The organism is Raineya orbicola, from assembly GCF_002843425.1.
GTDB classification, from domain to species: Bacteria; Bacteroidota; Bacteroidia; order Cytophagales; family Thermonemataceae; genus Raineya; species Raineya orbicola.
In genome coordinates this window covers 46149-60770 of record NZ_NKXO01000008.1, presented here as the reverse complement: position 1 = coordinate 60770, position 14622 = coordinate 46149, and the positions used below count along the sequence as shown (strand labels likewise).

The window sequence follows — 14622 nt, the reverse complement described above, 5'->3', positions numbered from 1 at the left end:
AATAATTGGTTGGTTGAAGCATAAGGAATGGTTATGGTGTTTTATTCGTTTTTGCCAATAATTTTCATCAAGGCATTCACATCTTGCCGAACTGAGCTATCTACTTCTATCAAGTCGCTGATGGTTTGGATTGCGTGAATAACGGTGCTGTGGTCTCTGCCGCCAAAATGGTAACCAATTGCCTTCAAGGAAAGTTCTGTATATTCTTTGCAGAGATACATTGCGATTTGGCGTGCTTTGACAATATTTTGTGTTCGGCTCTTGCCTTTGATATCTTCTTCTTTGACATTAAAATATTGACAAACCGCTTTCTGTATGTTTTCAATATCTACATCAGCCGTTTCGGGACGGCGTTCATCTACTTTTTGGATAATGTGCTTAATGGTTTCGCGAGCTAGTTGCAAATCAATTTCTCGGCGTTCCAGATTAGAGCGTGCCAGTAGCGAAACAATCACGCCTTCAAGTTCTCGGATATTGCTATCAATGTTATGAGCCAAATATTCTACTACATCGTAGCTAATTTCAATCCCTTCATTTTGCAATTTTTTCAGAATGATAGCTACTCTTGTTTCAAAATCGGGTTGTTGCAAGTCGGCAGTAAGCCCCCATTTGAACCGAGAAAGAAGTCTATCTTCCAAACCTTGCAATTCTTTGGGAGGGCGGTCGCTGGTCATTATGATTTGCTTACCGTGCTGATGCAAATGATTAAATATATGAAAAAACATTTCTTGGGTTTTTACCTTGCCCGCCAAAAACTGCACATCATCAATAATCAGCACATCTATTTGCAGGTAGAAGTTGGTAAGTTTTTGGATTTTATCGTTCTTGATTTCATCAATAAATTGATTGACAAACTTTTCGGAAGAAACATACACCACAATTTTTTCGGGCGAATTGAACCTAACGTGATTAGCAATTGCCTGAACCAAGTGTGTTTTTCCCAAACCCACCCCTCCATAGAGCATCAATGGATTGAAAGCCGTTACCCCCGGCTTTTTGGCAACAGCAAGCCCTGCGGCACGAGCCAAGCGGTTACAATCGCCCTCTACGAAATTATCAAAGGTATAATTTTCATTGAACTGAATATCCCTAAAAAAACTTTCATACTCTTTCAAGATTTGCATTTTTCTTTTCTGCAAATCGGGGTTTGTTTTGTTTTCAAGGGGTTTGATATCCAATTCAATTTTGGTATTGGGCACGGTCATTGTTTTGGGCAAGCTCTGGGCATTGCCTTTATCTACCACCACCGAATATTCCAACTTCCCCTCGGGACCTAACTCTTTGTCTATGGCTTTTCGTAAAATTTCTAAATAGTTCTCTTCTATGTATTCGTAATAAAAGGGGCTAGGTACCTGAATAGTAAGGGTATTGTTGTGCAAACTCAAAGGAACAATAGGCACGAACCACGTGTTGAAAGTGTGTTCGGGCAGAGAACTCCGTATAGTTTTCAAACAATTTTCCCAAACACTCTTACAATCTTTATTCATCGAGGGATAATTATGAGTTGTAGTTTTAAGCACGGTAAAAAGAATTATAAAGTTTTTGACAAAAACAACCTACACCTTTTCTAAAAAGGGTACAAAGCGTTCAGTTTTTATATGTTTTTAGTGGAGTAAGGGGTACAAAAGTGCTAAAAAAAACTGAGAGCAAAAAAGGAAATTAAAGGAAAATTTGCAAGAAAAAACGCAAAAATCTAATTTTCACACCATTGAAATTTTGTAAGATTCCTCTTAACGATGTGGTTTTGCTTGTAATGAGAAAATACAGAACTTTCCTAAACTTTATCCAGCAAATAAGCTATTTGTACGATAGGGAGATACAAGAATGAACCAAACATAATTCGCAGAGCCGAACGTGGCGTTTGGTCTTTCATCAAGGCAAAACTTTGAGCCGCAAACAGGCAACCCGCCGCCGTTACCACAATTGCCGATTTGATACCTGTAAGTCCGAACAAAGCGGGTAGCAAGCTGATTGGTATTAAGAAAAGGGTATAAATCATTATTTGAATAGCCGAATTGAGGCTTCTACCTTCACGCGAGGGGAGCAAGCGAAATCCCGCCTTCTGATAATCTTCATCTAAAACCCAAGCAATTGCCCAAAAATGAGGAAATTGCCAAATAAACTGCACTGCAAAGATAATCAGAGCCTCAAAAGAAATTTGGTTGGTTGCCGCTGTCCAGCCCAAAAGCGGAGGCAAAGCTCCAGGTATTGCCCCAACAAAAACAGCAAAAGAGCCTTTGCGTTTGAGTGGCGTATAGACAAAGCCATACAAAAAAACAGAAAGCAGTGATAAAAGTGCTGTAAGTGTATTGGTAAAGGTTGCTAAAAGTGTAATGCCTACCAAAAGTGTAAATATAGTAAAACGAATAGCTTCGCTTATCTGCAAAGCACCCAAGGGCAAAGGACGATTTTGGGTGCGGGTCATTATTTTATCCAAATCCTTTTCTAAAATCTGATTGATAGTTACCGAAGCCCCTGAAACTAAAAAACCGCCCAAAGTAAGTGCCAAGAAAGCAATCCAATCAAAAGGGGGAGTTTTTCCGAAAATATATCCGAAAGATGCCGAAAAAGCTACCAAAAACGACAAACGAGGTTTCAAAAGTAACCAATAAGCCTTCGTTTTGCTGATATTATAGGTTTTCGGGGTAGATACGCTCAACATTCCTGCTTAAAAATTTGTGGCAAATATAGCAAAAAACTTCTAAAAACTTCTTTTTGTTCCTTTTCTCTGTAAAATTTTACTTTGTTTTTCAATCTTAAAAGTTTTACTTTTGCCTCCAAAAAACGACTTATTACGCCTTATGACTTCCCACGAAATTCGCCAGCAATTTTTAGATTTTTTCAAAAATAAAGGGCATCTGATTGTCCCTTCGGCTCCGCTTGTACTCAAAAATGACCCCACTCTGATGTTTATCAATTCGGGTATGGCTCAGTTCAAAGACTTTTTTTTAGGTACTAAACCTCCTATTGCCCCTCGTATTGCCGATACGCAAAAATGTCTGCGTGTAACAGGCAAACACAACGATTTGGAAGATGTAGGACACGATACCTATCATCATACTTTATTTGAAATGCTCGGTAATTGGTCTTTTGGCGATTATTTCAAAGAAGAAGCCATTGCTTGGTCTTGGGAGTTGCTTACCGAAGTTTACAAACTCCCCAAAGAAAGGCTCTACGCCACAGTTTTTGAGGGCGATGAAAAAGAAAACCTCCCCAAAGATACCGAAGCCTACGAGATTTGGAAAAAATATTTGCCCGAAGAAAGAATTTTGTTTGGTAGCAAAAAGGATAATTTTTGGGAAATGGGCGAGGTAGGTCCTTGTGGTCCTTGTACGGAAATTCACATTGATTTACGGGAAGAAGCAGAAATTCAGAAAATAGCGGGCAGAGAGCTGGTAAATAAAGATAATCCGCTCGTCATTGAAATATGGAACAATGTTTTTATGCAATACGAACGCAAAGCCGATGGTTCGCTTGTACCTTTGCCTGCCAAACACGTAGATACAGGTATGGGCTTTGAACGGCTTTGTATGGCTATTCAGGGCAAAAAATCAAATTACGATACCGATATTTTTCAGCCTATCATCTCTTTTGTAGCTCAAAAGGCTCATACCACTTATGGCAAAAGCAAAGAAACAGATGTGGCTTTGCGTGTAATTGCCGACCATATCCGAGCCGTAGCCTTTACCATTGCCGATGGGCAATTGCCTGCCGCTACGGGTGCGGGCTATGTGATTCGCCGTATTTTGCGTAGGGCGGTGCGTTATGGGTATTCGTATTTGGGTTTCAAAGAACCTTTCTTTAATGAAATTGTACCGCTTTTAGCTTCTCAATTTGAAAACGTGTTCCCTGAACTCAAAGCCCAAGAAAAATTTGTACAAAATGTGATTTTAGAGGAAGAAAAATCATTCTTGCGAACTTTGGAAAACGGCTTGCAAACCCTTTCGCAGGCACTTGCCAAAAATGAAAATTTGAAAGAAGGAAAGGTTTTAGAGGGAAAACTCGTTTTTGAGCTTTACGATACTTACGGCTTTCCTGTGGATTTAACAGCTCTGATTGCCAAAGAAAAAGGGCTTTCCATTGATACACAAGGCTTTGAAAGAGAGTTAGAAATTCAGCGAGAACGCTCTCGCAAAGCACAAGCCCAAGAAGCCTCAGATTGGGTGATACTTGCTCAAAATCACGCTGATGTGGAGTTTATTGGCTATGATTATGCACAAAGCACTGCTAAAATTTTGCGTTATCGTAAAGTAAAAGAAAAAAATAAAACCCTTTATCATTTCGTATTGGATAAAACGCCTTTCTATGCCGAAAGTGGTGGGCAAATAGGCGATTCGGGGACTTTCACCATATCCAACACCCAAGAAAAAATTTTCATTCAAGATACCAAAAAGGAAAATGACCTTATCATTCATATCTCTGAGGACAAACATTGCGAAAAATTTATTCAAGTTTTAGAGCAAAACCCCAATACAGAGGTGATAGCTCAAATTGATGAACCGAAACGACTGCTTACTCGTAAAAATCATTCGGCTACGCATTTGCTTCACGCCGCTTTGCGTAAAGTTTTGGGCAATCACGTACAGCAAAAAGGTTCATTAGTGAGCGATAAGCTCTTGCGTTTTGATTTTTCGCATTTTGCTAAACTTACCGATGCCGAAATTGAGCAAATTGAGCGGATAGTCAATGAAAAAATTCGCCAAAATATCACTCTTGACGAACGCCGCAATGTTCCGCTCAAAGAAGCTACCGAAAAATTAGGTGCTACGGCTCTTTTTGGTGAAAAATACGGCGATTTTGTGCGTGTCATTACTTTTGATGAAACCTTTTCTCGTGAGCTTTGTGGGGGCACTCACGTGCTTGCTACGGGGGAAATTGGATTTTTTAAGATTATTTCAGAAAGTTCTATTTCGGCAGGAGTAAGGCGTATTGAAGCCATTACGGCTTTGGAAGCTGAAAATTGGGTGCGTAACGAAGAAAAACTTTTGGAACAAATTCGTGAAATGCTCAAAAATCCCAAAGATTTACTGAAAGCTGTTCAGCAACTTAATGAACAAAAAAATCTACTTGAAAAGAAAGTTGAAAGTTACGAGCAAACACAAGCCCAAGCCGAAAAACAGAGAATTTTGAAAGAAAATTTACAAAAAATTGGTAGTATCCATTTGCTTGTTGCTCAAATTCAGGTGGCAAATGCAGATTTGATGAAACAAATTGCCTTTGAACTCAAAAATCAGATAGAAAACTTGGTGGCTGTTTTGGTGGCAAACATTCAAGAAAAACCGCAAATCGCTGTAATGATTTCTGAAAATTTGGTACAAGAAAAGGGATTAGATGCCTCCAAAATTATCAAAGAACTTGCCAAAGAAATTAGAGGCGGTGGTGGAGGGCAAAATTTCTTCGCCACAGCAGGAGGTAGCGATAGTAGTGGAATTAGCAAGGTGCTGGAAAAAGCTCCAAAACTCTTATCTTTATAGATAAAATCTATCAAAACAATAGAAAAAATAATTTTCTAAAACACAGAAATACCTGTTAAATTTGTTGATAAATAAATGTAAAAACATATTTATATGGAAGCACAAGAAAAAGTTTATGCAATGCCTCGTATAGGCGATAATGCCCCTGATTTTGAGGCAGTAACCACTATGGGAAAAATCAAATTTTCTGAATTTGCCAAAGGTAAATGGGTGATTTTATTTTCGCACCCTGCGGATTTTACGCCTGTATGCACTACTGAAATGAGCGGATTTGCTCAACGCAAAGCCGAGTTTGATGCTCTCAATACCGAACTTATTGGCTTGAGCATTGATAGTATCCATTCGCATCTTGCTTGGGTAAATAATGTACGCGAAAAAACAGGTGTATATTTCAATTTCCCTATTATTGCCGATTTGGATATGAAAGTTGCCAAACTTTACGGAATGTTGCAACCCAACGAAAGCGAAACCGCCGCAGTAAGAGCTGTTTTCTTCATTGACCCCGAAAAGAAAATCCGTCTGATTATGTACTATCCTTTGAGCGTAGGACGTAATATGGACGAAATCTTGCGTGCCTTGAAAGCCCTTCAATTTGCCGATAAGCACAAGGTAGCTATTCCTTTGAATTGGCAACCCGGCGACAAAGTGATTGTGCCTGCACCCAAAACTCTTGACGAAATGAACGAACGCCTCGCCAATACCGAATACGAAGTGATTGACTTCTATCTTTCTAAAAAAGTAGTGAAAGAGTAAGAATCACGGCGAAGGCTTTACACTTTACTAGTAAAGCCTTCTTTTTTTTGCGATTTTAGTCTTTTGTAGCTCAGGTATTGCCAAATTCTTTCGTGCAAGTAGTACAAAAAGATTTTGGAAAAGAATTCTACCGTTCCAATTTGGAGAGCCCAAATAAGTTTTTTAGTAAGGAAAAACGAAATAATCATAGTATCCAGTGTTCCTACTATACGCCAACTAAAAGCCTTCACAAAACTTCGGGTATGGCTTTCGGTGTTTTCCTTTTTACCCCAAGCTATTTTTTCCCAAGTTTTTTCGTGCAGATAGTACAAGAGGATTTTACTGGCAAACTCAATAACACTTATCGCCGTAGCCGTAGGAATATTTTGGGTAAAAAGCCAACCTACTACAAAGGTATCTACCGAACCCGTAATTCGCCAACTGATTGCTTTTGCTAAACTTCTACGCATTGCTCAAAAATTGGCTTCAAAGATAGCGAAATTTTGAATTTCTCTATTCTCCTGCTTCTTGCTTCTTGTTTCTTGTTTCTTGCTTCTTGCTTCTTGCTTCTTGTGTCTTGCTTCTTGTTTCCTGTTTCCTGTCTCCAAATTTAATACATTATCGTCAGCGTACCTTTGTAGGTGGTATTTTGGTAGTCAATGAGGTAAAAATATACGCCTGATGGTAGGTTTTCGCCATTCCAACGGAAATTTTTGTCAGAAGACTCAAAAACCATTTTGCCCCATCGGTTGTAGATTTTGATAGAAGCAAAGCGGTAAAAGCAATTTTCTTCGGGCAAATTATGCAAGAAATATTCATCATTGATGCCATCGCCGTTGGGGGTAAAAATATTGGCGGGCAGAAATTCGCTCAAATCCACGGGTTTATCTTCTAAAATGAGCTTAAAAGAAACTTTGGTATTGCTTTCATCGCATTCGTTGTTTTTTTCTCGCAAAATAAAATCAATATCATAATTTTGTACTTCACCATTTTGGCTAATGGTTCGGCAGTCGGGTTGCCAACGGAATTTTGAAACTAAATAACCATTGCGGCGTATGCTATCTAACAAAGTAAAACCCAAAATATTGGTAGTATCACCATTGATAAGCATTTCTAAAACGAGTTCGTCATTATTGGCATCAGTTCCTTGAAAAACTATTTCAATCAGTTCTCCTACCTGAACCCGAATTATTTTTTGGGCAATATTGACATTTGGGGTGCTTTGCAAAATGTTTAGGATAGGTGGGGCATTATTTTTCGGCAATACACGAAGTTTTACACGAAGCGTATCGGCACCAGGGCGTGGGCAAGCATCATCTTGTACAATGACTTCAAACACAAAAATATCGTCAGCATTTCGGCTGTAAAGGCACTTTATCCAACAAAACTCTACAAAAGCGACCCCTTGTCCATTGGTTCGTGTAGTGGTTACCTTGAAAGGATTGCTACGGAAGTTAAAATTACCGCTAATTTTGCGGGCTGTAATTTTGCTGATATTTTCGTTGGGGCTATCAGTAATTTTGAAATTAAAGCACAAATTGGCATCATTGCTGGCATCAATGGTGAGCGTATCGCCTTCTACGTAGTTTTGAGAAGGGTTATTGGGCAAAGGTAAAGATACCGTAGGGGGCGAGTTAGTTCTACATTCACGCACCAAAAACTGAAACTCTCGGCGACTTTCGCCTATTTTTACACCTCCTCTGAATTCTTCGCAACGAATTGCAAACACAAAAAGCCCTGTTCGGTTCGGATTGACACTCAAAGTGCCATTGTTGCTATCAATGCTTAATGGCATACCTACACTGCTGGTAATGGCATTGCTAGCCGAAAATCCTGGAAGCCAATTGATAGTAGGTGGTGGAAAGCCATAGGAAGATGGCACTCCCGAAGCAAAAGGATTCGGACTGCTACTGCTGGAATAGCCATTGAAGGGGGTAACCATTGAATAGACGAGCTGGTCGCCATCGGCATCGGTAGCTGAAAAGTTGGTTGTAACAAAATCTTGTCCTAAACATAAATAATCGCCATTGGGTATGCTAAACGCAGGAGAGTTATTGCGAAAAGCAGAGCCACCAATGTTGATAGCAGGAAACCATAAATAAAACACGCTACCTGCCGCTCCGGGGTTGGCTATATTACTGATGACGTTGTTTCGGCAACAACGTTCCCAAATGGCATAGTAGCCTTGGTCGTCGTTGTAGTTCGTAGGCGATAAATCCACATCAAGGCTGTAGCGTATCAGGCGAGTTCGCAAAAATTGGCTTTGACAAGCATCATTTTGGTATTGCACTTGCGTCTGTGAAGTTTTGGGTAAGGTGAAACTTTGCACCAATGTATTATTACGACGCCTGTAAATCCCTAAAATCACATTGGCATCTTCGGCTTCTTGGTTACCATTGATTTCATCAAAATATAAATTAACAATAAATCGGTAACGATTGCCCGAGCCTAAATACTGCATTTGCACATCACCGCCTACAATATGAGTGGCAAAATTGATTTGCACAAAAGAAAAGCAAATGAGTAGTATGGTATAAATTTTTTTCATAGAAAATGCTAATCCAAAGAGTTAATAATTTTTACTTGCTTGAAAAGTCTTGTTTTCCGTTTCTTGCTTTTATACGAGGTTGTTTAGGATTAAAAAAAGATTTCCGAATTTGTCGTTCAAAATCAAAATATTCTTTTATTATACCTGATAAACCGCCCCTTAATTCCCTCTTTGGAAAGGAGGGGAGATTACATACTCCTAAAATTTTGATTTTTAGGAGCTAAAACTCCCCTCCTCAACGAGGAGGGGTTGGGGGTGGTGTTTTTAATTCTAAACAACTGCACTCCCCAAAAAAGTAAAACTTTCACCAACAAATGTAAGATTTTTTATAGAAAACCCCAATAATTTTTGTAAAAAAAGCGTTTAAGATTTGAAAAGTTTGCATAAAATTTGTAAGATTGCAAAATAAACTTTTGTACTATGAAAAAAGTTATTCCTATTGTTTTATTTTTTGTTTTGAACGTATTGTTAGCTTGTGCGAGCAAGGTTGTAGAAATTACCCCTCCGCAAACAGGTAAGCTCTTTGAAAATCATCAGATAAGTGTTTCTTTACCTTATCCGTATCCTGCCAATGAGAGTGTAACTTTTCAGTATCAGCTTTTTCAGAATGTAGAAGCTCGCATTGTTCTCTATGATGTTTTAGGCAATGAAGTAGCTTCCTATCGTCTTTCCGCTGAAAATAATCGTTTGAGCATTTCTACCGCCGAACTCAAAACAGGTATGTATCTATACAGCCTTGTTTTGGAGGGCAAAAACGTGGCTACCAAAAAATTACTTGTTAGTCATTAAAAAAGTTTCTATCTTTGCACGAATTTTTATTTAGCGAAATTTCTATGAAAAAATTTTTGGTTACTTTGCTGATTTTATCAGCAGGTTTGTTGGGAGCTTGTAGCAAATTCAATAAAATTCGTAAAAGCAAAGACCCAATAGAAAAGTACAATGCCGCTATTGAATACTACGAAAAAAAATCTTACGACAAAGCTCTGATTTTACTTGAAGAAACCGAACCTTTATTAAGAGGTAAGAAAGAATATGAAAAGGCTCAATATCTGATGGCTCAGGCTTATTTCAAGAATAAAGAGTACGAAATGGCATCTTATACTTTCAAACGTTTTTACGAAACCTATCCGCGTAGCGAATGGGCTGAAGAGTGTTTGTATATGCACGCTTTTTCGCTCTACAGCCAATCGCCTGAAAGTGAGTTAGACCAGAAGCCTACTTTGGAGGCGATTCAGTCTATTCAGAGATACCTAAATACGTATCCGCAAAGCTCTAAAACCGAAGAGGCAAACAAAATCATTGAAGAATTGCGTAGCAAATTGGAAAAAAAGGCTTACGAGCAGGCTCTTTTGTATTACAAAAACAGCAATTACAAAGCCGCTATCAAGGCAATGACTAATTTTCAGAAAGATTTTCCCGATTCGGCATATATGGAGGAAATTTTATACAAACGCATTGAATGTGCTTACAATTTAGCTCGTGAAAGTATTTTTAGTAAGCAAAAAGAACGATTGCAAGAAACCTTAGAGCTTTGTGATGAATACAAGGACAAATTCCCTCAAAGCAAGTATTTGAAAGAGATTCAAGATATTTCTGCTTTGGCAACTCGCCAAATGGCTGAATTGAATAAAATTGATAACCAACAGCAAAATTAACTCAAAATACCTCTATTCCCCCTTCTCCAAAAGAGAGGGCTGGGGTTTTCCCCCTCTCCTTTGGAGAGGGGTTTGGGGTGAGGTATTTCCCCTCTCCTTTGGAGAGGGGCAGGGGGTGAGGTAAAAAACATTAACTCAAAAAACATATGAAACTAAAAAGCAAAAGCAACGGTGTTGCGAAAAATCAAGTTGTAGAAAAAAGCGAAAAAAAGCCTCTACCAAGCAATATTTCGGCTTCGCTGATTACACGTGATATGCGTGAGATAACCCAAAAAACGGGTAATGTGTATGAGTCGGTGTATATTATTGCACAAAGGGCAAAGCAGATTGCCGCCAAAACCAAAGAAGAGCTTACTGCCAAACTCAACGATTTCTCCTCGCCTATTGATAATTTAGAGGAAGTTTTTGAAAATAGAGAGCAGATAGAAATTTCCAAATTCTATGAAAAAATGCCCAAACCTACTACCATTGCTACGGAGGAATTTCTGGAAGATAAGCTCGCTTGGAAATATCCCGAAGAGATAGAAAATTAAAATTTTCAAAATAACTTGTTAGAACCTGTAAGATTTTCTTACAGGTTTTTTGTATTTTTGGGGACTTACAAGGGCAGGAGCAGTTAAGATTAAAAAAAGCCACGAATGCACGAATGTTTTTGATTGGATTTTTGAGTTTTTAGTTCTTAAATCTTTTTTACCTTCTTTATAAGGTGAGTTTCTCTCCCTCCTCTCCTTTGGAGAGGGGTTTGGGGTGAGGTATTTCCCCTCTCCTTTGGAGAGGGGCAGGGGGTGAGGTTAAAACCTCTGATTTTGAACACCTTACAAAAATATTACACAGCAAAGCAAAAATTTCTTTGTTTTTTTGCTCTTGATAAGGTGAGTTTCTCCCCCCCTCTCCTTTGGAGAGGAGTTTGGGGTGAGGTATTTCCCCTCTCCTTTGGAGAGGGGCAGGGGTGAGGTTAAAAACCTCTGATTTTGAATACCTTACAAAAATATTACACATCAAAGCAAAAATTTCTTTGTTTTTTTGCTCTTTATAAGGTGAGTTCCTCCCCCTCTCCTTTGGAGAGGGGTTTGGGGTGCGGTATTTCCCCTCTCCTTTGGAGAGGGGCAGGGGGTGAGGTTAAAAACCTCTGATTTTGAATACCTTACAAAAATATTACACATCAAAGCAAAAATTTCTTTGTTTTTTTGCTCTTTATAAGGTGAGTTCCTCCCCCTCTCCTTTGGAGAGGGGTTTGGGGTGCGGTATTTCCCCTCTCCTTTGGAGAGGGGCAGGGGGTGAGGTTAAAAACCTCTGATTTTGAATACCTTACAAAAATATTACACATCAAAGCAAAAATTTCTTTGTTTTTTTGCTCTTTATAAGGTGAGTTCCTCCCCCTCTCCTTTGGAGAGGGGTTTGGGGTGCGGTATTTCCCCTCTCCTTTGGAGAGGGGCAGGGGGTGAGGTTAAAAATCTCTGATTTTGACCACCTTACAAAAATATTACACATCAAAGCAAAAATTTCTTTGTTTTTTTTTGCTCTTTTTAGAAAAATATTTTAGCTTTGGCATTTAGTAAAAAACTTCTGCATTGTTTTGGTTTCACACATAAAAACTCTATGATTATGCGACACAAATACTTTACAAGTTGGAAAAACTACTTTTGGACGTGGCTTTTACTGCTTACCGCTTCGGTAAGCTGGGGGCAGGTGAGTTCTACTTATATTTTTTCCCAAGCCACAGGGACTTATACCCCAATAACGGGGGGTACTGTGTTAGGTACAGGTACAATAGTGGATGATAATAATTACAATAATCAACCAATAGGTTTTACTTTTAATTATAATGGAACTAATTATACCAATTTTTCTCTAAATGCTAATGGTTTTATAGCTATGGGGGCAACAGTTTCCAATTCCTATACAGCTATTTCAACTGGAGCTTCTAATAATGTAATAGCCGCATTGAATAGAGATTTACAGGGCACTGCAACGGGCGAAATACGATATGAAACCATTGGCACAGCACCAAATAGAGTATTGGTAATTCAGTGGACTGATTTCGCTTCATATAGTTCTACAGGCTCCGGAGCTGGTGATGATTTTGACTTTCAAATCAGGTTATTTGAAACCACTAATGAAATAAGAATTGTATATGGAAATTTTGTTAAAAATGCAACCAGTAGAACTGTTCAGGTTGGTTTGAGAGGCAATAGTAATACCGATTTCAATAATAGAACTACTACCACCAACTGGGCGTCAAGTGCTGCAGGGACAACCAATGGGGCTACGATGACATTATCAACAACTGTGCTTCCCAGTTCAGGTCTCACTTACATTTGGTCGGTTCCTACTCCTTGTTCAGGAACACCTCCCACGCAAACTGCTTCCGTATCCCCAACCTCTGCTTGCGTGGGTTCGCCTATTACTTTGAGTGTTCCCCCCGTAGTGGCTCTTAATATTGCGTACCAATGGCAATACAGCACTGATGGGGGAACAACTTGGAACAACATCGCTGGAGCTACTTCTGCCAGCTCAACCACTTCAATGCCTGCTGTAAGTGCAGTGTTTCGTTGCTTGGTAACTTGTACCAATTCCTCACAAACTACTCCTTCTACTACTACATCAGCAGTAACTCCTACGGGGGCACCTACTTATGCAACCCTGCCTTACTCTCAAAACTTTGAGGCTACTTGGCAAAGCTCTGCTTGTGTTGTGGCTCCTGCTGGACAGGATAGACCTGATGCATCTTGGGTAAATACACCAAGTCAGGGTAACCAATCATGGAGGCAAGATAACACTACGACTACATTAAGCGGTTGGAATTCAGTTCCATCTAGTCCTTATGGTTCAAATCCCACAGGTGCAAATGGTACTTCTCGCTCTGCTCGCTTCTGCTCTTATTGGGCTCCCTCTGGCTCAAATGGGCTATTAGATCTTTACATAAATCTAAGTTCTACAACTCTTAACAAGGTTTTATCTTTCTATTATATCAATCCGGGTGGAGTTGACAACTTAGCAGTGTTGATTTCAACAGATGGCGGTTTTTCCTTCACGCCCCTGACTACAACTCCTGCTAATCCATTAGGGGTACAAACACAGTGGACACTTGTAACGGCTACCATTACAAGTAGTTCTCCTACAACGGTTATTCGCTTCCGTGCCACCTCTGATTATAGCTCTACCGTTCATGATATTGGAATAGATGAAGTCAGCATTATCGTACCTCCTGATATTGAAGTATATGGTAATAGTATCCTTATTCCTAATGGTAGTGTGGTACTTTCAGTCGCCAATAATACAGATTTTGGTACCATTTCGGTAGCCTCTACGCCATTTGTAGATAGAACTTTCACTATTACTAACCCGGGTACTCAGCCGCTCAATATTACCTCTGTAACTTCTTCTAATGCTAATTTTATCATACAATCGCCTCCCAGCTCACCTATTGTATCAGGTAGCTCCAATTTTGTTGTACGCTTCCAGCCTTCTACTTTTGGTACATTCAGCAGCACCATCACTATCAACAACAATGTACCGGGTAAAAATCCTTATACTTTCCGTGTAGGGGGCGTGGCTACTGCTCCTACTATTGCTGTTTCGGGCTTGGGTAATAATATACCTAACAACAAAACGCTCACTATGGCAAGTGATGGTACATTCTTGGGAGTAGGCAATAATCTTACTTCTACCTTTACTATCACAAACAACGGAAACGAGAATCTTGGTATCAATAGCATTACTACGCCAAATGGCTCTTCTTTCTCGGTTTCAGGGGCTCCCTCATCAGTGGCGGCTAATGGAGGTACTGCAAACTTCAACGTAAGTTTCAATCCTGCCAATGGAGCGAAAATTGATACCGTAATTATTCGTTCTAATGCAGCCAATGCTCCTACTTTCCGCTTCTTGGTATCGGCGGGTGGGGTAGTATCTGCTCTGGATTTGAACGATGCCGAACTGCAAATCAGCCCTAATCCAAGCAATGGCATCTTTAATGTAAAAATCAACAATCCTATTTACAATAATATCAGTGCTGTGGTGTACGATGTTTCGGGTAGAGCGGTACAAACTTATCAAGTACCTCAATTCAATGGCTCAATGGACGTGGATTTGAGCAGGCTTGAAAAAGGTACTTACATATTGCTCATAGAAACTAACGGAGAGCGAGTGGCACGGAAACTCATAAAGCAGTAAGCAATTTCTACCAAAATCCTGAAAGAAGCTCTTTCAGGAT

The 14622-nt window shown here is 39.5% G+C and carries 10 protein-coding genes; 6 read left to right on the top strand and 4 right to left on the bottom strand.

The window, feature by feature from the left end; all coding sequences use genetic code 11:
• Positions 1-41: 41 nt before the first annotated feature.
• The gene (dnaA, locus tag Rain11_RS03520) at positions 42-1487 is read right to left on the bottom strand and encodes a chromosomal replication initiator protein DnaA (RefSeq protein WP_101357955.1); all 1446 of its coding nucleotides are present in this window, start codon (positions 1485-1487) and stop codon (positions 42-44) included.
• A gap of 287 nt (positions 1488-1774) precedes the next feature.
• Entirely contained in the window at positions 1775-2662 is an 888-nt protein-coding gene (cyoE, locus tag Rain11_RS03515) for a heme o synthase (protein ID WP_101357954.1), read from the bottom strand.
• Positions 2663-2801: 139 nt separating this feature from the next.
• Between cyoE and alaS the strand changes: the two genes are divergently transcribed.
• Complete coding sequence (gene alaS, locus Rain11_RS03510; RefSeq protein WP_101357953.1) at positions 2802-5474, top strand: alanine--tRNA ligase; 2673 nt, start codon at positions 2802-2804, stop codon at positions 5472-5474.
• A 93-nt stretch (positions 5475-5567) separates the two neighbouring features.
• Positions 5568-6227 carry a peroxiredoxin gene (locus Rain11_RS03505; protein WP_101357952.1) on the top strand — a complete coding sequence of 220 codons (660 nt, stop codon included), beginning with the start codon at positions 5568-5570 and terminating at the stop codon, positions 6225-6227.
• 17 nt (positions 6228-6244) lie between these two features.
• Here Rain11_RS03505 and Rain11_RS03500 read toward each other — a convergent pair whose 3' ends face one another.
• Together Rain11_RS03500 and Rain11_RS03495 are read right to left on the bottom strand one after the other, a co-directional pair.
• The gene (locus tag Rain11_RS03500; protein ID WP_101357951.1) at positions 6245-6676 is read right to left on the bottom strand and encodes a DUF2061 domain-containing protein; all 432 of its coding nucleotides are present in this window, start codon (positions 6674-6676) and stop codon (positions 6245-6247) included.
• Between the two features lie 140 nt (positions 6677-6816).
• Positions 6817-8754, bottom strand: a complete 1938-nt coding sequence (locus tag Rain11_RS03495; protein WP_101357950.1) for a gliding motility-associated C-terminal domain-containing protein — start codon at positions 8752-8754, stop codon at positions 6817-6819.
• Positions 8755-9174: 420 nt separating this feature from the next.
• On the opposite strand from Rain11_RS03495, the gene Rain11_RS03490 reads away from it, so the two are divergent.
• The 4 genes from Rain11_RS03490 (at position 9175) to Rain11_RS03470 (ending at position 14582) form a co-directional block, all read left to right on the top strand.
• On the top strand, positions 9175-9543 hold the full coding sequence (locus Rain11_RS03490; RefSeq protein WP_101357949.1) for a T9SS type A sorting domain-containing protein: 369 nt from the start codon (positions 9175-9177) through the stop codon (positions 9541-9543).
• Positions 9544-9587: 44 nt separating this feature from the next.
• Positions 9588-10409 (top strand): outer membrane protein assembly factor BamD, encoded by an 822-nt coding sequence (locus Rain11_RS03485; RefSeq protein ID WP_133121487.1) that lies wholly within the window; start codon positions 9588-9590, stop codon positions 10407-10409.
• Positions 10410-10663: 254 nt separating this feature from the next.
• Positions 10664-10942 carry a DNA-directed RNA polymerase subunit omega gene (locus Rain11_RS03480; protein WP_243390539.1) on the top strand — a complete coding sequence of 93 codons (279 nt, stop codon included), beginning with the start codon at positions 10664-10666 and terminating at the stop codon, positions 10940-10942.
• A gap of 1072 nt (positions 10943-12014) precedes the next feature.
• Entirely contained in the window at positions 12015-14582 is a 2568-nt protein-coding gene (locus Rain11_RS03470; protein WP_165778065.1) for a choice-of-anchor D domain-containing protein, read from the top strand.
• The last annotated feature ends 40 nt before the right edge of the window (positions 14583-14622 follow it).